Origin of the sequence: Gemmatimonas aurantiaca (genome assembly GCF_037190085.1) — a bacterium.
Lineage (GTDB): Bacteria > Gemmatimonadota > Gemmatimonadetes > Gemmatimonadales > Gemmatimonadaceae > Gemmatimonas > Gemmatimonas aurantiaca_A.
The window spans coordinates 462,124-480,478 of sequence record NZ_JBBCJO010000012.1 but is presented as its reverse complement, the minus strand read 5'-3'; the positions used below and the strand labels follow the sequence as shown (position 1 = coordinate 480,478).

The 18,355-nt window shown below is 64.8% G+C and carries 16 protein-coding genes; 9 read left to right on the top strand and 7 right to left on the bottom strand.

Annotated features, from left to right (window positions below; translation table 11 throughout):
* Nucleotides 1-135: 135 nt before the first annotated feature.
* The 7 genes from WG208_RS16640 to WG208_RS16610 all read right to left on the bottom strand — a co-directional run bounded on the left by WG208_RS16640 (nt 136) and on the right by WG208_RS16610 (nt 10,053).
* Nucleotides 136-750 carry an ATP-dependent Clp protease proteolytic subunit gene (locus WG208_RS16640; protein ID WP_337172504.1) on the bottom strand — a complete coding sequence of 205 codons (615 nt, stop codon included), beginning with the start codon at nt 748-750 and terminating at the stop codon, nt 136-138.
* A 47-nt stretch (nt 751-797) separates the two neighbouring features.
* Complete coding sequence (gene tig, locus WG208_RS16635; RefSeq protein WP_337172503.1) at nt 798-2,042, bottom strand: trigger factor; 1,245 nt, start codon at nt 2,040-2,042, stop codon at nt 798-800.
* 160 nt (nt 2,043-2,202) lie between these two features.
* Nucleotides 2,203-3,714 (bottom strand): phytoene desaturase, encoded by a 1,512-nt coding sequence (locus tag WG208_RS16630; RefSeq protein ID WP_337172502.1) that lies wholly within the window; start codon nt 3,712-3,714, stop codon nt 2,203-2,205.
* Nucleotides 3,715-3,723: 9 nt separating this feature from the next.
* Nucleotides 3,724-4,656 carry a carotenoid biosynthesis protein gene (locus WG208_RS16625; RefSeq protein WP_337172501.1) on the bottom strand — a complete coding sequence of 311 codons (933 nt, stop codon included), beginning with the start codon at nt 4,654-4,656 and terminating at the stop codon, nt 3,724-3,726.
* Nucleotides 4,653-5,639 (bottom strand): phytoene/squalene synthase family protein, encoded by a 987-nt coding sequence (locus WG208_RS16620; protein WP_337172500.1) that lies wholly within the window; start codon nt 5,637-5,639, stop codon nt 4,653-4,655. Before WG208_RS16620 ends, WG208_RS16625 begins: the two co-directional genes overlap by 4 nt.
* Nucleotides 5,640-5,779: 140 nt before the next feature.
* On the bottom strand, nt 5,780-7,030 hold the full coding sequence (locus tag WG208_RS16615; RefSeq protein ID WP_337172499.1) for a hypothetical protein: 1,251 nt from the start codon (nt 7,028-7,030) through the stop codon (nt 5,780-5,782).
* A gap of 14 nt (nt 7,031-7,044) precedes the next feature.
* Nucleotides 7,045-10,053, bottom strand: a complete 3,009-nt coding sequence (locus WG208_RS16610; RefSeq protein ID WP_337172498.1) for a SusC/RagA family TonB-linked outer membrane protein — start codon at nt 10,051-10,053, stop codon at nt 7,045-7,047.
* A 401-nt stretch (nt 10,054-10,454) separates the two neighbouring features.
* On the opposite strand from WG208_RS16610, the gene WG208_RS16605 reads away from it, so the two are divergent.
* From WG208_RS16605 to WG208_RS16565, 9 genes are all read left to right on the top strand, one after another.
* Nucleotides 10,455-10,820, top strand: a complete 366-nt coding sequence (locus WG208_RS16605; RefSeq protein ID WP_337172497.1) for an NADH-quinone oxidoreductase subunit A — start codon at nt 10,455-10,457, stop codon at nt 10,818-10,820.
* A 14-nt stretch (nt 10,821-10,834) separates the two neighbouring features.
* A complete protein-coding gene (locus WG208_RS16600) occupies nt 10,835-11,392 on the top strand; it encodes an NADH-quinone oxidoreductase subunit B (protein WP_337172496.1) in 558 nt (185 codons plus the stop codon).
* A 2-nt stretch (nt 11,393-11,394) separates the two neighbouring features.
* The gene (locus tag WG208_RS16595) at nt 11,395-11,973 is read left to right on the top strand and encodes an NADH-quinone oxidoreductase subunit C (protein WP_337172495.1); all 579 of its coding nucleotides are present in this window, start codon (nt 11,395-11,397) and stop codon (nt 11,971-11,973) included.
* 67 nt (nt 11,974-12,040) lie between these two features.
* The gene (locus WG208_RS16590) at nt 12,041-13,195 is read left to right on the top strand and encodes an NADH-quinone oxidoreductase subunit D (RefSeq protein WP_337172494.1); all 1,155 of its coding nucleotides are present in this window, start codon (nt 12,041-12,043) and stop codon (nt 13,193-13,195) included.
* The gene (nuoE, locus tag WG208_RS16585; RefSeq protein ID WP_337172493.1) at nt 13,192-13,692 is read left to right on the top strand and encodes an NADH-quinone oxidoreductase subunit NuoE; all 501 of its coding nucleotides are present in this window, start codon (nt 13,192-13,194) and stop codon (nt 13,690-13,692) included. Before WG208_RS16590 ends, nuoE begins: the two co-directional genes overlap by 4 nt.
* Entirely contained in the window at nt 13,689-15,065 is a 1,377-nt protein-coding gene (gene nuoF / locus WG208_RS16580; protein WP_337172492.1) for an NADH-quinone oxidoreductase subunit NuoF, read from the top strand. The genes nuoE and nuoF overlap by 4 nt, the downstream gene beginning before the upstream one ends.
* Nucleotides 15,062-16,564, top strand: coding sequence for a 2Fe-2S iron-sulfur cluster-binding protein (locus WG208_RS16575; RefSeq protein WP_337172491.1), 1,503 nt, complete (start codon nt 15,062-15,064; stop codon nt 16,562-16,564). Before nuoF ends, WG208_RS16575 begins: the two co-directional genes overlap by 4 nt.
* On the top strand, nt 16,561-17,715 hold the full coding sequence (locus WG208_RS16570) for a complex I subunit 1 family protein (protein ID WP_337172490.1): 1,155 nt from the start codon (nt 16,561-16,563) through the stop codon (nt 17,713-17,715). Before WG208_RS16575 ends, WG208_RS16570 begins: the two co-directional genes overlap by 4 nt.
* On the top strand, nt 17,712-18,338 hold the full coding sequence (locus tag WG208_RS16565; RefSeq protein WP_337172489.1) for an NADH-quinone oxidoreductase subunit I: 627 nt from the start codon (nt 17,712-17,714) through the stop codon (nt 18,336-18,338). The genes WG208_RS16570 and WG208_RS16565 overlap by 4 nt, the downstream gene beginning before the upstream one ends.
* The last annotated feature ends 17 nt before the right edge of the window (nt 18,339-18,355 follow it).

The window sequence follows — 18,355 nt, the reverse complement described above, 5'->3', positions numbered from 1 at the left end:
GGGGCGTTCTGGGGTTCGGGTCGTGGGGTTGGGGGTGAACAACCGGGTGGTGGATCGTGGGTCCCGGGCCACGCGACCCGGAACCCGGCAGTTCACCCCCCCAACGCCAAACCCGGAACCCATTCCCGCGAGGGGCTACCGCCCCGCGCCCACCAGCTCCGCCTGCATCTGGATCACGTTGTCGATGAGGCCGTACTCCTTGGCGTCCTCGGCACTCATGAACCGGTCACGGTCGGTGTCGCGCTCGACCTGTTCCACCTGACGGCCGGTGTGCTTGGCCATCAGCTCGTTCATCTTCTGGCGCAGGTACAGGATTTCCCGGGCCTGGATTTCGATATCCGAAGCCGAGCCGCCGCCGCCGTTCTGCGAGGGCTGGTGGATCATGATGCGGCTGTGGGGCAGGGCCGCCCGATGGCCCGCCGCGCCCGCGCAGAGCAGGAACGCGCCCATCGACGCCGCCATGCCCATGCAGGTGGTGTACACCGGCGACTTGATGAACTGCATCGTGTCGTACATCGCCAGGCCCGCCGAGACGGAGCCGCCCGGCGAGTTGATGTACAGATGGATGGGCTTCTCGGGGTTGTCCGCGTCGAGGAACAGCATCTGGGCGATGATGATGTTCGCGACGTCGTCGTTGATCGGCGACCCCAGGAACACGATGCGGTCCATGAGGAGACGCGAGAAGATGTCGTACGTCCGCTCACCACGACTCGAGCGCTCGATGATGTACGGCATGTAGATCGATGCCATTGCGACTCTCCGGTACGGGATGCGATACGGTTGCGGTGGACGGCGACTCAGGCCGCCGTGATGGGATTCTTCTCGAGCAGCCAGTTGAACACGCGCTCTTCGGTGAGTTCGCGCTCGATCTCGGTCAGACGACCCGACTTCTGGAGCTGCGCGTACACCTGGCCGGGATCGGCGTTCCGGGCCTTCGCGAGTTCTTCCACCTTCGTGTCGACATCGGCCGCGCTGGCGGCGAGTGACTCGCGTTCGGCCAGCGTGTCGATGATGACGTCACGACGCACCTGACGTTCCGCCATCGGCATGAACTCCTGCGCGAACGTCTGCTTCTGCGTGTCGGGCACGCCGTACATCTGCATGTAGCCGTCCACGAGCTGACGCACCCACGCCTGCGGCACGTCGAACGGGTTCGCGGTCACGATCTGCTCGATGAGCTGCCCACGCACATCGGCGTCGGCTTCGCGACGCACATGTTCGCTCATGTCCACCCGCACCGCGTCGCGCAGCGCCTGCAGCGTGTCGAAGTCTCCCACTTCGCGCGCGAACGCATCGTCGAGCGCGGGAAGGGCTTTGCGCTTGACGTCCTTCACGACCACGCGCACGAGCTTGCTCACGCCGCGCTGCGATTCGTCGGGGAAATCATCCGGCCAGCGCACCGACTTCTCGGACGACGCACCCGGCGCGGTTTCCATGATCAGCTCTTCGATGCCCGGAATGGCCTGACCGCCGCCGAGCACGATGCGGTATTCCTTGCCTTCGGGCAGGATGCCGTCGGTTTCTTCCGTGGAGAGGATGACCGTGACCATGTCGCCTGGCGCGGCCTTCTCTTCCACCGGGGCCCATTCGGCCTTCTGTTCACGCAGGCGTTCGATCTGCTCTTCGATCAGCTCGTCGGTGACGGCGGCTTCGTTGCGCGTGATCGTGAACCCCTCGACCTTCTCGAGCGCGAGCTCGGGGCGCACTTCGCAGTGCAGCTCGAATTCGATCGGCTGACCGGGTTCGGCCTTGAGGTCGTGGATGTGCGGCTGGGCGGCAAGCTTGAATCCTTCACGGTCGATCGCTTCCCGGAAGGCGTCATTGATGACCAGTTCGACGGCTTCCTGACGCACCGCTTCCGGGAAACGCTTGCGGACCATCGACGGCGGCGCTTTGCCCGGACGGAAGCCGGGAATGCGCACCTGGGTCGCGTATTTACGCGCCGCCTGGTCTTCGTAGGATGCCACCGTTTCGGCCGGCACCGTGATCTGCAGGCGGCGGGAGACGCCTGCGGTTTCGGTCGGGGTAATGGAAATGTTCATCCCGGGGAATCTAGTGGGACGCGGCCGGGGCCGCGCAGTACCGGGGACCGCCGGCTCTGGGTTCCGGGGGCTGGGTTTGGAAGTGAACAGCCGGGTGGTGGGTTGCCGGTCGCAAGACCCGTGACCCGGTACCAGTGATCCGGTTGTTCACCCCCCAACTCTAAACCTGAAACCCGGAACTCCTCGCAATCATCTCCGCCACGATCTTCCCGCTCGAAATGACCCCCGGGAGTCCCGCCCCCGGATGTGTCCCGGCGCCGCAGAAATAGAGATTCGGAATGTCCCGGTCACGGTTGTGCGGCCTCAGCCAGGCGGACTGCGTGAGTACCGGTTCCGGACCGAAGGCGCTGCCGAGGTAGCTGTTGAGCGTCCGCTCGAAATACCGGGGATCGATACGCCGCTCCGTCACGATGTGATGCGACAGCCCGGGCAGATAGCGCGCTTCGAGATAGTCCATGATGCGATCGCGGTAGCGCTGTCCCACAGCCTCCCAGTCGGTGCGGCTGCCCAGATGCGGCACGGGAGACAGCACATACCAGGCATCATGCCCCGGAGGCGCGAGCGAGGGATCGGTGGCCGTGGGGCGATGCAGGTAGAGCGAAAAGTCGTCGGCCAGCACCTTGCGCTCGAAAATGTCCTCCAGGAGTTCGCGATAGCGCGGACCCATGAGGATCTCGTGATGCGCGAGATCGGGATACTGCCGGTCGGTGCCGAAGTAGATCACGAACAACGACATCGAATGCCGCATGCGCTCCAGCCGAAGGGCCCGGCGTCGGAGGCGCGCGGCCGATGCGGCCGATGCGCTCGATCCGGTGGATGCCAGGAACAGCGTGCGGTAGGCCTGCACCACATCGCCATTGAAGACCACGGCGTCGGCGTCGAGCGTGCGGCCGTCGGTGAATTGCACACCGCTGGCACGACCGTTCGCACCGATCAGCAGTTGCTGCACCTCGTGCTGATAGCGTACCGTCCCGCCCAGGTCTTCGAAGGCCCGCACCAACGCCTGTACCAGCGCCCCCGTGCCGCCCATGCAGAAGAGCACCCCCCACTGCTGCTCGAGTTTGTGGATGAGCGCATACATCGACGACGCACGGAACGGATTGCCGCCCACCAGCAGCGGATGAAACGAGAACACCTGCCGCAGTCGTTCGTCGCGCAGGCAGGCGTTGGCCATGGCCGCCACCGAACGGTCCGAGCGCGTGCGCACGATGGCGGGCAGTGCGCGGACCATGGAGCCGATCGTGTCGAACGGCTGATCGATGAGCGGCATGCCGGCATCGAAGATGGCGCCGGCCTGCTCGCGGAATCGGAGATATCCCGATTCGTCCGCCGGAGAGAACGCGCGCACCTGGGCCCGCAGTGCATCGGGATCGCCGTTGTAGCGGAACACCGACCCGTCTTCGAAGCGGATGTTGTAGAACGGATCGAGACGCACGAGCGAGACGTAGTCGGCGGTCGTGCGGCCGGTGAGCGCGAACAGTTCGTCGAGCACCCAGGGCGCGGTGATGATCGTCGGACCGGCGTCGAAGGTGAATCCGTCCTGCGTGAACACGCAGGCGCGGCCACCGGGCTGGTCGAGCTTCTCCACGATCGTCACCTGATGACCCTGCGCCTGCAGGCGGATGGCCGCGGCCAGTCCACCAAACCCGCTGCCCACGACCACGATGCGCATCACGATGCCTCAGCGTGCGAGCGTGGCATGTTGCGTGGCGTGTTGCGGCAATCGCCGACGGAAAGCCAGCAGCAACGGAAGGCCCATGGCGATCGTTCCGAGCACACCGGCCAGCACCATGTCCTGCGCGAAGCAGATGGTGAGCGGCAACAGTCCGTTCACGGCGTACAGCACGAGCGGCAGCGTATGGGGTGCCACCTGCCGGGCCCACGTGGTGGGTGGCACGATGGCCAGCATGGCGCGCGCGACCAGTACACCCGTGAGAATCCACCCCAGCCAGTTGGTGAGCGGCATGCCGAAAAAGAACGGGGTGCCGATCAGACGCAGCAACGCAGGCGCATCGGACAGATCGCCACCGAGCCAGAGCCAGTGGCGCGTCTTCACCATGGCGGGGTCCATGGACACATCCCACGCCGTGAGCACGAGACTCGCCACGAGCGACCACCACCATTTCGAGGCATTGTCATCGCGCGCGGCGAGTGTCCGTCCGCAGATCGCGAGTGACGCGACCAACATGTAGAACCACGACGTGGGAATGTTGAACGGCACCAGTCCGCCGATCTTGTACCCGAGTTGATCGGTGTAGCCGTACGCGCCGAACGGGAATCCCGTGGCCGTGCCGGCAAGTTCCGAGGACAGCGCCAGGACGAACGCCACCACGAACGTGATCAGCGCCAGGCGCTTGCCGATGGCATGCATCAGAAAGGCGAGTCCCGCGATGGCGCCGAGCACCACGGTGGTCTGGCCCCCCCAGGTGTAGCCGATGGCCATCGCGCGCTGGTTGGTGGGCGTCTGCAACCACTCCGGATACGGCGGCACGAGGAAGGTGGCGAAGGCAAACGCCGAAAAGGCGCTGAACACCGCGTGCGCCACGAGCGCCAGCACGGCCACACGCAGCAGGGATGTCGGCGGCGTCTGCTGCGGAATCTTCTGCTCCGTCACAATGCCCGGGCTTCCCGGAGTGGCGCGGGGCCTGTCGGTAGCGGCATGGTGGGGGCCGGCGCGGCCCGATGGCGCCAGGCCTTCCAGAGCAGACGCGCGCGGGCCGGCGTACTCACCCGGGCGCGCCTGGAGACCGTGTCGTACCGCTGGGCCTCGATGGCCGACAGGATGCCCGCATACCCCTCCGCGCAGGCCAGGGCACAGCCCTGGGCATCCGACGCCAGCAACGCGATGCCCGGCGTCGCCTCGGCGTACAGGGCACGCGCCCGTGCGATCTGGAAGCGCATGAAGGGCGCCCATCCGTCGCGGCCGGGCAGGGTCGGCGTTCGCTGCAGGACATCCTCGATGGACAGACCGAACTGCGCGAGTTCGTCGGCGGGCAGATAACAGCGCCCGCGGCGCGCATCCTCGCCCACGTCGCGCAGGATGTTGGTGAGCTGCATGGCCAGGCCCAGGGTGCGGGCGTGTTGAACCGCTGACGCCACGAACGCCGCCGATGGCTCACGCACCCCGAGCCCGAACACGTAGGCGCACATCTCGCCCACGGAGCTGGCGACCCCCTCGCAGTAGCGGGCTACGGCGGCCCAGTCGGCGTAGTGGGGCACCCGCAAGTCCTGCTGCACACCGCCAAGCAGCTCGAACAGGGGCGCCGAGGGGATCCGGAACGTGTTCACGGCCCATGCCACTTCGCGGAAGATCGCGTCCTCGGCGGTACCGGCCAGGGCGGTCGCGAGGTGCGTGCGGTAGGCCTCCAGCTTCGCGGCGCGTTCGGGGAACGGCTCGGCGTCCACCTGATCGACGAGATCGTCGGCCACCCGGCAGAATGCATACAGCGCATTGGCGGCCCGTCGTTTGTGGGCGGGGAGCAGGCGGCTGGCCAGCGAGAAGGTACGGGCGTGCTCAGCCGTGATTCGCGCGCACTCGGCGGCATCGGCGGAATCTGGCGTAGAGCGCCAGCGGAGAGACCTTGTGATGAGCGGCACTCACGTAGGAATCGCATGCGGGGACTGCAATTGCAACCTTCCGTTTCGAGGCGAATGGCTCACCGCGCAGAGGTCACAAACGACAAACGGGCACTGGGATAACCCAGTGCCCGTTTTTTCCTGCCACATCCCAGTCCCCGTTACTTCGGGAAGTTGGGATTGTTGTCCGTCTCCGGACGCGGCAGCGGATAGCAGGTGTTGGTGCCCACGTTCCCGTAGCCGGGCTTGAAATACGGCTGGCCCGCCGGGGTGATCGTGGTCACCGACGAGGGCGACCGACGCATGTCGGCGACACGGCGTCCTTCGAGGTAGAACTCGAGGGCGCGCTGGTTGTACAGCTCCGTCTTCACGCTCGCGGCGTCCGTCGGGCCGGAGTACGCCGGGCGGCCATTGGCCGACCGACGGGCGGCGATGAGCGCCAACTGCGCCTGCACATCACCCGACGCTTCGGCGGCGATGTAGTTGGCTTCGAGCTTCGATGCCAGCCGCACCGGTGCGGCATAGCTGGGGAACTTGGTCTGCTGGTAGAACCCGCCCGGAACGGGATCCTGCGGATTGGCCGTGGTCTGACCCGGCACGCGATACGTCACGCGCGGATCGTCCTGGCGGTACCAGGGCGCGACACTGATCGCGCCGCGGTCGAAACTCATCTGCCACTGGATGTTGGACAGGCGACCGCGGTTACCGGCATCGTCGGTGTAGCGCATGTTGAACACGAAATCCGCCGGGACGAGCGCGGCATCGGCCGCCGCGCCGGCATTGTCCCCCTTCTGCAGCTTCGCGCGGGCCCGTCCGACCAGCGCGGCGTTCGACAGGGCGATGCCATCCGCCGTGTTGTTCGCCTTGCCGACATCGTAGCCCTTCGAGAACCAGAAGATGGCCGAGTCGAGCACCTGCGCGGTCGTCAGCGGCGCGCTCGAGGAGAAGCTGCCCTGACAGAAATCCGTGGCGATCTGCAGCATGCCGAATGCACGGAAGGTCGAGGCCCGGGCCAGGTTGATGTTGGTGGTGGGATTCGGCAGGTCGAGGTCCGCCACCGCCTTACCGGCCTGCACGACCCGCGAGATGAGCGTCCACACCTCGGTGTTCAGCGACGTGTTCTGATCGGTGATGTTGCGCAGACCGAACTCGTTGCGGGTCGGGAACGTATCGGAGACGTTGGCCTCTTCGGAGAACCAGCCCCCGTAGATCGAGAGCCAGCCCAGCGCCACCGCGTAGTTCTGCTGTGTCGTGGCCGCCAGTTCCGCCGCCCGGGAATTGAAATCGACGGTGCTGGCGTCGATGACATCCGGATTGGTGACGGTGATGAACTTGTCGGAGCAGCCAGCGGCACCCAGCAAGAGGGCGGAACCGATGGCCGTGCGCTTGGCAGCGCGTCGGAGATTTTTCATATGTCGGCTATCGCTCAGAAGGAAACGTTGAGGCGCAGGATCGCGGTGCGCGGATTCGGCAGCGTCAGGAAGTCCTGTCGCGACCAGGCGTTGGTCTGCGAATTGACTTCCGGATCCGGGCCCGTGTAGTCCGTCCAGAGCTTGAGGTTCTGCACCGCGAAGGTGAGTGAGGCGTTCTGTACGCGGTTCCCGACCGCCTTCAGCAGGCTGTTCGGCAGCGTGAGCGTGGCCGACAGCTCGCGGAACCGCACGAAATCGCCGCGTTCCAGGTACGCTTCCTTCGCATCGTTGACCGGTACCGTCTCGCCCTTCGAGTTGAAGAACGGCCCGAAGCGACGGAGCTTCTCCGTTTCGGAGAGCGCATTGACGTCGATCCGGTTGCGCGCGCGCGGCACCTGCGTTTCGCGGAAGAACGCGGTGTTGTTTTCGACCATGAAATCGCGCTTGGCGTCGAGCATGGCCGACAGGCGGAGGTTCTTGAACAGCGTCACCGTGTTGGTGAGGTTCCACTCCATCGTCGGCAGGAGGTTGCCCACCGGCACGAAATCATCGGCGACGGTCACCCGCTTGTTGGCCACGTCGATGCTCTGCACGGTCTTGGTCACGAAGACACCGAGCTGCTGGCCTTCCATGATGCGGCCGGCACCGCCGATCGCGTACGCCGGCACGCCACCCAGATCGGTGAGCTCGTTGTGCAGGGTGTTCGCGCCGAGACGGAGATCCCATCGCGCGTTCTGCAGATTGAGCGCGTTCACGTTGAGCGCCAGTTCGAGGCCGCTGTTGAGCACGGAGCCCAGGTTGGCCAGCGGATTGAGCGCGTAGCCGAGCGAGGGCGGGATCGGCCGGGCGATGATCAGGTCCTTGGTGACCTTGCGGTAGTAGGTCAGTTCGGTCGAGACGCGGTTGTTGAACAATCCGGCGTCGATGCCGGCCTCGAACTCCGTCCCACGTTCGGCCTTGAGGTTGGGCTGTCCCGGACGATTGAGACGGATGCCCGACCCGGTCACGCCCGTGATGTTGTAGGCGGACGCCGTCAGCGTCTCGATGGCGTCACCCGGATTCGGCGAGCGACCCGTGGTGCCGTAGGACGCACGCAGACGCATCGTCGAGAACAGACCCGACAGCGGCTGGAAGAAGTCCTCTTCGCCGATCGCCCACGAAACGCCCACCTTGGGCAGAATGAACGTCGGGGCGGAGGACCCGAATGACGAGTTGCGATCCGCACGCACACCGAGCTGCAGGAAGCGCTTGTTCATGTGGCCGATCTGGAGCTGGCCCAGATAGCCGTACTGGCGCTGTTCCGTGAACGTGCTGTTGCCCGTGGTCGTGGCCGCCGAGTTGATCGAGATGTTGTCGTTGGTGACAAAACCGATGCCGGTGGCTGCCACCACCTGATCGCGGCTGGAGATCACCTGCATGCCGAAGGACAGGTTGGTCTCCCAGTCGGTGCCCCACTGGCGCTTCATGTTGCCGAGCCAGTCGAACGTGTAGCGCTCCTGGTTGCGGGCATTCTGCGCCATGTTGCCGCCGTCGTTCAGACCGCCGTACCAGAGGCTGTCGTTCTTGGGCTGGAACTCACGACGGTTGTCGGCGGCGAAGTCCATGCCGACCGTGAATCGGTTGGTGAACCACTCCACCGGGGAGTAGTTGCCCGTGATCGAACTCACGACGCGCTTCGTCACCATGTCGCGCTTGTACGAGTTGATGGCGTTGTAGTGACGATTGCTGTACCAGCCGTCCGGCGTGAGCTGTCCCGTCGGGGAGTCGTTGCGCGTGGTCGGATTGCCCAGCAAGCCACCACCCAGCCAGCCGTAGACATTGTTGTCGTTCGTCGGCAGTTCGGCCCACGTCTGGCTCAGACCAAGGCCGACATCGAAGTTGAGCTTCGAGTTGGCCACGTAGTTGGCGTTGGTGCGGACGTTGTAGCGGTTGAAGCCGTTGTTCGGCAGGATGCCTTCGGAATTTTCCGACCCATAGGAGAGGCTGTAACCGTAGTTCGAGCCGCCGCCACGGGCATTCCAGTTCAGAATCCGCTGGCTGCCCTTCTGGAAGGCCCCGACCCGCATGAGCGGATTGTCCGACACGAGATCACCCACCTGCTTGCCGCGGCAGAGCGGATTGGTGCTGGTCGATGCGACGAGCGCCGCGGTGCAGACCGCCCAGTTGTCATCCGGGCTCCAGCCATTGGCGCGGTCCATCTGACCGCCTTCCAGCCGGATATTCTGCGAGAACGTGTTGGAACCGGCGCGTCCCTTCTTCGTGATGATCTGGATGACACCGGCGGACGCGTCCGCACCGTAGAGCGTGGCCGCGGCCGGACCCTTCACGAGCTCGATGCTCTCGATCTCTTCGGGGTTGAGATCGTTGAAGCGGTCGTACTGCTGACCACTCTGCCCCGAGCCGGTGAAGGCTTCGTTCAGGCGCACGCCGTCCACGAAGACCAGCGGCTGATTGGACAGGTTGATGGATGACGCGCCGCGGATGCGGATCGCGGTGGCGGTGCCCTTCGTACCCGACTGCGAGGTCAGGGACACGCCCGGCACGCGCGACTGCAGCATGCTGGCGATATTGGACACCGGCGCGTCCTTGATCACGTCGGCGGCCGTCACGGACGCCACGAGGGCGGCCTGGGCCTTGCGTTCCTGGTTGCCGGCCGTGCCGGTGACGACGACTTCCGAAAGATTGATGACCGACTGCGTCATCTCGAGGTTCAGCGTAACGGTCGCTCCCGTCGCGACCCGCACCGTATCCTGCTTCAGCCGGTAGCCGATGCGGAAGGCGGACACGGTCACGGGGCCGGGACGCACGTTGATCAGGCGGTATTCGCCGTCGCGACCCGTCTGGGCTTCGAACGTGGTGCCGGTAATGACGACACGGACGTCGGCAATGGGGAGTTTGGTGGCAGCATCAGTGACCTTGCCGGTGATCGTACCGGTCTGCGCCTGCACAGCGTGCAGGGGAGCGGCGAGCACCAGGAGGGCCCCGACGGCCACCAAGCGACGGGAAATCGCTCGGTGGAACATCAATAGTCTCCTTCCGGGGGGTGAATGATTCGACGACACTGTGACAACCACACCAGGCGTCGAGTCGTCACGGGGGCGGGTCGGTGGGACCAACCGATTAAAGAGGGCACCCCTGTGATCTGGCGCATTGCGGCGGGACGGGATCCCACTTTGTGCCCCTCGGATCTTAGTGAGGGGCCAACGGTTTGCCTACTGGCATCCCGAGTAATTCGCTTTGGTTTTTCGGCGCCAAAGAAGCCCGGTGTCGGCTCGTGCAGGTACAGGAAAGCCTGCTTGACGCAGCCGGTACGCCACCGCACGTTGCCCACGTTGAAGGGCCGCCTGCATGGCTGAGGCTGGCCCTCCCGTCTGCATTCCACCGCCGCCCCCGCGCCGGTGGGTGCGGATCCTGCCTGTCCGCGATGACTCCCTATCTCACGTTCTTGCTGTACTTCTGCGCGATCGTCGGCTTCGTTGGCCTGGCGTTGGCGCTCAACGCGCTGCTGGGACCCAAACCGGCCATGACGTCCACCAAACTCGAACCGTTCGAGTGTGGCGCCACGGCCGTCGATCTGCTCAACGTCAAGGCGGTGCCGATCAAGTACTACGCGGTCGCCATCGTCTTTCTGCTGTTCGATCTCGAGACCATGTTCCTCTTCATCTGGGCGCTCGGTGCGCGTCCGCTGACCGGGTTCATGGTCTTCACCTTTTTCCTGTTCGCCACGCTCCTGGTGCTGTGCCTGCTGTACGTGTATCGCGCGCGGGTGCTGGACGCCGTGACGGAGTGACGAACGGAGTGAGCATGTACGGCAAGCAGCTCCCCATCGTGGATGTGACGAGACCGGCGCCCGCAGGGGCCTCCGCCGGATCCGCCACCCCGGGCAAACACGCGACGTTCGAGTATCTGACGACGCGCAAGGACGAACTCGTGGGGTGGGCGCGCAAGTTCTCGCTCTTCCCCTATCCGTTCGTGACGGCCTGCTGCGCCATGGAATTCATGGCCGTCAGCGCCTCCAACTACGACACCGACCGGTTCGGGGCCGCGCTGCCGCGCTTCTCCCCGCGTCAGGCCGATCTCCTCATGGTCGTGGGCACGGTCACCCAGAAACAGGCCCCCATCCTGCTCAAGGTCTACGAGCAGATGTGCGAGCCCAAATGGGTCATGGCCTTCGGGGTCTGCGCCACGTCGGGCGGGTTCTACCAGAACTACGCTTCGCTGCCCGGGATCGACCGCATCATCCCGGTGGACATCTACGTCCCCGGCTGCCCGCCGCGCCCGGAAATGGTCATCGATGGGATCATGCGCCTGCAGGAGAAGATCGCCAACGGGCGCCATCCCATCATCAACGACCGCTTCTGATCGTGACGGCAACGGTTTTCACACAGCTCGAGCAGTCGCTACTCCAGTCGCTGCAGGTCCCGGCGCCTCCGGATGCGGATGAGGCGCTCCCGCTGTCTCCCGAACGTCCCGTGCGGTCGCTCGGCGTGCAGCACGGCATCCTGGTGCTGGAACTGCTCCCCGAAGCCCTCGTACGCGTGGCCCGTGGCCTGCGCGACGACTTCGGTTTCGACCTCTTTCTCGATGTGACGGCGGTGGACTGGCCCGACCGCACGCCGCGGTTCGACGTGGTCTACCACTTCTACTCCACCACCCATCATGTGCGCATCCGGCTCAAGGTGCGCGTACACCAAGCCGCGGACGCGACCGCACCCGATGTGCGGCCCGAGGTGGAGACGCTGACGGGACTGTACGGTTCCGCCGGATACATGGAACGCGAGTGCCACGACATGTATGGCATCGTCTTCCGCGGCAATGCCGATCTGCGTCCCATTCTTCTGTACGAGGGGTTCGTCGGTCATCCGCTGCGCAAGGACTATCCGAAGCAGCAGGAACAACCTCTCGTGCCGTACCGTCCGCCGCAGAGTGCCCTTGTCCGCTAGCCCCGTTCTCCGTCCACCGATCGCGAACCCGGTCGCGGCCGCCTTCGGGCCTTCCCGTGACGACACGGTGGTCGTCAACATCGGTCCGTCGCATCCGGCCACGCACGGCACGGTGCAGATCATTGCCGAACTCGATGGCGAGAAGGTGCTGCGCACCGATGTGCACTGCGGCTACCTGCATCGCGGGTTCGAGAAGGAGTGCGAGGATCACACCTGGCACAACCTCATCCCGTACGTCGACCGGCTGAACTACTGCTCGGCGCTCATCAACAACTTCGCGTACTGCGATGGGGTGGAGCGTCTGATGGGCATCGAGATCACGCCGCGCACGAAGTACCTGCGCACGCTGCTGGCCGAGTACTCCCGTCTGGCCGACCATCTCACCTGTGTGGCCGCGTCGCTCATGGAACTCGGTGCGATGACGGCGTTCCTGTATCTCGTGACGGTGCGGGACGCGATGTACGAACATCTGGCGGCGCTCACCGGCGCGCGGGTCACGTACTCGTACGGCCGTATCGGTGGCCTCGCGGCGGACGTGCCCGAGGGCTGGTTCAAGCGGCTGGAGGAGATCCTGCGCGACTACGAGTTGTACCTCGAACGCGTGCATGGCCTCGTCGACCGCAACCGCATCTTCATCGATCGCATGCGCAACGTGGGCACCCTCAGTACGGCGGAGGCGCTGCACTGGGGATTCACCGGACCGATTCTGCGCTCCACCGGTGTGCCGCGCGATCTGCGCAAGGATACCCCGTATCTCGCATACGCCGAGCTCGATTTCGACGTGCCCGTGGGGATTCTGGGCGACAACTACGATCGCTACTACGTGCGCATGCGCGAGATGGACGAATCGGTGTACATGATCCGTCAGCTCATGGACATGATCCCCGACGGCCCCATCAACGTGGACGACCGTCGCTGCGTGTTCCCCGAGAAGCAGCTCGTGTACGGGGAGATCGAATCGCTCATCAACCATTTCAAGCTGGTGATGGAAGGGCCGGTGGTGCCGGCGGGCGATGTGTACGTGGGCCACGAAGCGGCCAACGGCGAGCTGGGATTCTACATCGTCAGCAATGGGGAGGGCGTGCCGCACAAGGTGCATGTCCGCTCGCCGAGTTTCGTGCACATGGGCGGCGCGCACCGCATGCTCGACGGATATCAGTTGGCCGACATCGTCACGACGTTCGGCTCGATCAACATGATCGGTGGCGAGTGCGACCGATGACGACGCCGGTGAAAAAACCGATGGAGAACATCCAGCATCTCATTCCGGAGTTCGAGCGCTGGAAGACGCGCTATCCGGAGGATTTCACGGGATCGCTCACGCTGCCGTGTCTGCGCCGCATCCAGGAGGAGCGTGGATACATCGCCGACAGCGATATCGACGAACTCGTGGCGTATCTCGGCGTGTCGCGCATCCAGGTGGACGAGGTGATCGCGTTCTACACGCAGTTCACGCGTGTGCCGCTCGGCACCCACCATCTGCAGGTGTGTCACAACCTCTCCTGCTCGCTGCGTGGTGCCGAAGGCCTGGTGGGCTACCTGTGCCAGAAGCTCGGGATCAAGCCGGGCGAGACCACGGCTGACGGCAAATTCACGCTCAGCACGGTGGAGTGCCTCGCGTCCTGCGGCACGGCTCCGATGATGATGGTGAACGACACGTACCACGAGAACCTCACGCCGGCCGCGGTGGACGCGCTGCTCGAGGACCTCGCGAAATGACGACACCGGTCACGGCCACTCCCGAATTTCCGGCGCTGAGCGGGCGGAAGTACTTCATGAACTTCCCCGTCACGGACACGTCGCATTCCCTCGCGGCGTACCGGGCTCGTGGAGGTTATCAGTCGCTGCAGAAGGCGCTCACCAGCATGCAGCCCACCGATGTCACCAAGGAAGTCTCGGCCGCGGGTCTGCTCGGACATGGCGGGGCGGCCTTTCCGGCCGGCCGGAAATGGGGCGTCATCAAACTGAACGACGGTGAGCCGCACTACGTCTGCATGAATGCCGACGAGGGCGAACCGGGCACGTTCAAGGATCGCTGGCTGCTCGAGCATGTGCCGCACCTGTGCATCGAAGGCCTCATCCTGGCGTCCTACGCCATCATGGGGCGGCACGCGTTCATCTACATCCGCGGTGAGTTCGATCTGCCCTACCGTCGGCTGCGCGATGCCATCGAAGAGGCGTACGACGCCGGGCTGCTGGGCCGGAACATTCTCGGCACCGACTATTCGCTCGATATCGTGCTGTATCGCGGCGCCGGTTCGTACGTGTGCGGTGAAGCCTCGGCGATGCTGGCGTCTCTCGAGGGCAAAAAAGGCTGGCCGCGCAACCGTCCGCCACGGCTTACGGTGAAGGGCTTGTATCAGCGACCCACCGTGGTGAACAACGTGGAGACGCTGGCCAACATTCCCGCCATCGTGGGGGAAGGCGGCGAAGCGTTCCGGAAGGTGGGGCTGCCCAAGAGTCCCGGCACGCAGATGATCTCCATCTCCGGCCACCTGGTGCGCCCGGGGGTGTACGAAGTGGAATACGGGTACTCGTGGGAGAAGTTCCTTTACGAGGACTGTGGCGGCATTCCCGGCGGGCGTGGTCTCAAGTGTGTCATTCCGGGCGGCGTGTCCACGAAGATCCTCGATGCCAACGAACTCAAGGGACTCACGCTCGATCACAACTCCGCGCTGAGTGCCGGTTCACAGATCGGCTCCGGCGGCATGATCGTCATCGCCGAAGGCACCTGCATGGTGCGGGTCGCGCGCATCATCCAGCGCTTCTATCACCACGAATCGTGCGGACAGTGCACGCCCTGCCGCGAGGGCATGGGGTGGATGGAGCGCATCCTGGACCGCATCGTGCGCGGTGAAGGACATCCCGACGATATCGACCGGCTGTACCACATCTCCAACGCCAACGATGGCACCACCATCTGCAGCCTCGGGGACTCGGCGGGTTACGCCTGTTCGGCGATTCTCGATCACTATCGCGATGAATTCGAGTACTTCATCACGAACGGACGCTCGATGTACGACGGGCGGTTGACGGTCGACGATCCGTTCGCGGATGTGACGGCGACCGCAACGGCGGGGGCTTCCGCATGAGTGAGAATCGCCCCGAGAAGATCCTCGAGTTCTTCATCGACGGACACCCGGTCACCGCGAAGGATGGACAGACGGTGATCCAGGCGGCGCGCGAGCACGGGTTCGACGTGCCGCATTTCTGCTGGCATCCGCAGCTTTCGGTGCCGGGCAACTGCCGCATCTGCATGGTGGAAGTGGAGTCGGACAACGGTGATCCGTGGTTCGACATCGGCTGCAACATGCCGGTCACCGCCGGGATGCGGGTACTGCTCAATTCGGACACGGTGAAGAAGTTGCGGAAGGACACGATGCAGTTCATCACCCTGAATCATCCGGTGGATTGCGGCATCTGCAGCAAGTCGGGCGAGTGCACCCTGCAGGACTACCACTACGAACACAACGGCGCGGCGTCACTCTCGCGCGACCGGAAGAATCACGCGACGAAGTTCTACCCGCTCTCCGATCGCATCATGCTGGACAACGAGCGCTGCATCATGTGCACGCGCTGCGTCCGGTTCACCCACGAGGTCTCGAAGACCCACGCGCTGGGGGCGGTGTACCGCGGCGATCACTCGCTGATCCGGCCGGCCGAGGACGCGAATTTCAACGACGACGTGTACTCGGACAATGTCATCGACATCTGTCCGGTTGGGGCGCTGCTGTCGCGTGAGAACATCGACAACTCCCGTGTGTGGTACACCGAGCCCACGGCCTCGGTGTGTCCCGGCTGCGAGCGGGGGTGCAACATCTCCATCTGGCATCGTCGCCAGGCCTGGGCGTTCAAGGCACTCGATCCGAAACTCAATACCCGCATCGAACGCGTCACGCCGCGGGAAAATCCCGACGTCAATGGGCCGTGGGTGTGCAACAAGGCCCGCGATCTGGCGAAGATCCTCGAACGTCCGCGTGCCGAACAGCCGATGATTGCCGGCCGCGTGGTCGATCGTGCCGACGCCATCGCGGCCGCCGCGGCGTTGCTCGCGGGGGCGAAGAAGGTGGTGGCGCTGGTGTCGAGCTGGGGATCGAACGAGGAACTCGCGGCGTTCCAGCTCACCATTGCCGCATCGCTCGGCGACCGGCTCACGGCGTGGGTGAAAGCCGATCATCAGCCGGTTCCCGGTGAAGTGATCGAGGACGACATCCTGATCAAGGCCGACAAGAATCCCAATCGTCATGGCGCGCTGGCGTTGTTTCCGCCGCTGCCGGCAGAAGGGCTGACGGCCATTCCGGCTGATGCCGATGTGGTGCTGGTGTGGGGTGAGGGCGTGCCCGCTGCGGCGCTGCCGCAGGGAGCGCAGGTGATCCGGCTCGATGCATGGGCGCATGCCGACAACGAAGTGGCGGCGGTCTTCCTGCCCATCAGCATCCAGACGGAACGGGCAGGGCACTATACGAACTTCGCCGGCGTGGTGAGCGACTTCGCGGCGTGTTTCACGCCGGCGCCTCTGGTCACGCACGCCGAGACACTGTTCGGCATGCTGCTCTCCGCCGAAGTCGGCGTGCGGAGGGCCTCGGCATGAGTCAGGTGCTTCCCGATCTCGTGATGACGCTGGCCTTCATCATCTACTCCATGGTGATGCTGCTCAGTTTCGGCGGTCTGCTGACCTGGGTGGAGCGCAAGCAGTCGGCGGTGATGTCGGACCGGGTGGGCGCCAATCGCGCCTACATCCGCATTCCGTTCACCAACATCAAACTGGTGTGGCTCGGTCTGTTTCACGGTATGGCAGACGGCGCGAAGATGCTGCTCAAGGAGAACTTCAAGCCACGGGCGCACGACCAGCTGGGATACTTCCTGGCGCCGTTCGTCGTGTTCACGCCGGTGCTGCTGGTGTTCGCGGTGATTCCGTTCGGCGGCACGATCGATCCGGGCGCGCTGTTTCCGGCGCTGGCGTCGTGGTTCGGTGGACGCACCTACTCCATGCAGATCGCGCAACTCGACGCCGGACTGCTGGTCGTGTTCGCGTTCAGCGGGCTGACCATCATCGGGGCGATGCTCGCGGGCTGGGCGTCGGAGAACAAGTTCTCGCTCCTGGGCGGTCTGCGTGCCGGCTCGCAGATGATCTCCTACGAGCTCGTCATGGGGCTCACGGTGATGGGGCTCATCCTGGTATATGGCACGGTCGATCTCGGATCGATCGTGCAGCAGCAGTCGGGCACGATGGCCGGCTTTCTGCCGGCGTGGGGTCTCTTTCAGCAACCGCTGGCGGCGTTTCTCTTCCTCACTGCCGCGATCGCCGAGAACAAACGCATTCCTTTTGACCTGCCGGAAGCGGAATCGGAGCTGGTGGCCGGGTATTTCACCGAATACAGCGCGATGAAGCTCGGGCTGTTCATGTTCTCCGAGTTCATCCAGATCGCCATCGTGGGCGCGCTGTTCGCGACGTTGTTCCTGGGCGGCTACAATCTGCCGTTCATGAACGACGCGGGATTCCTGCTGCCCGGGGGGCGCGAGATCGCGCTGAGCCAGGGTGTGCGCGTGCCGCTCCAGATGCTGACGTTCCTCGGCAAGGTGGCGCTGCTGTGCGTGCTCCAGATCCAGATCCGGTGGACCCTGCCGCGGTTCCGGTACGACCAGATGCTGGGGCTGTCGTGGAAGCTGCTGTTGCCGCTCTCGCTGGCCAACCTGGTCGTGACGGTGCTGTTCATGTGGATGCGCGGAGGTGCGTCATGAGCGTCCGGTATCAGCGCAAACAGTACTGGAACGAACCCACCATGAACTGGTGGGAGAAGGCCTATCTGCCCGAGGTGCTCCGTGGTCTGTTCATCACCACCGGCGTCTTCCTGCGCAACATGGGCAAATGGGTGACGGGCCGCCGTGGGGCGGTCACCACGTACTATCCCGAAGAGCGCCGCCCCGATTTTGCGCCGCGCAACCGCGGCAAGCATGTGCTGACGCAGCGCCCCGACGGCTCGGTGCAGTGCATCGCGTGCAACATGTGTGCGACCGTGTGCCCGGCCAAGGTCATCGAAATCGAACCCGGTTTCGACGCCAACGATCCGGCGCACCCCAAGTATCCGGTGCGCTTCGAGATCGACTATTCACGGTGCGTGTTCTGCGGCATGTGCGTGGAAGCCTGCCCCGAAGACGCCATCCGCATGGCGCCCGACGTGCCCAACCTGGTCTCGGACGACCGCTACAACATGTGGCTCACGATGGACGAGATGATGACCTGGCGTCCGCAGGCGGATGTGGCCAAGCCCTATCCACCGAAGCCCACGTTGCCGGTGCTGCCGCTCGTGCGGGATGCGCGTGGCGCGCACGGTGTCGCGGGAGGTGTCCCATCGAAACACTGACACTGGCCGTCTTCGGC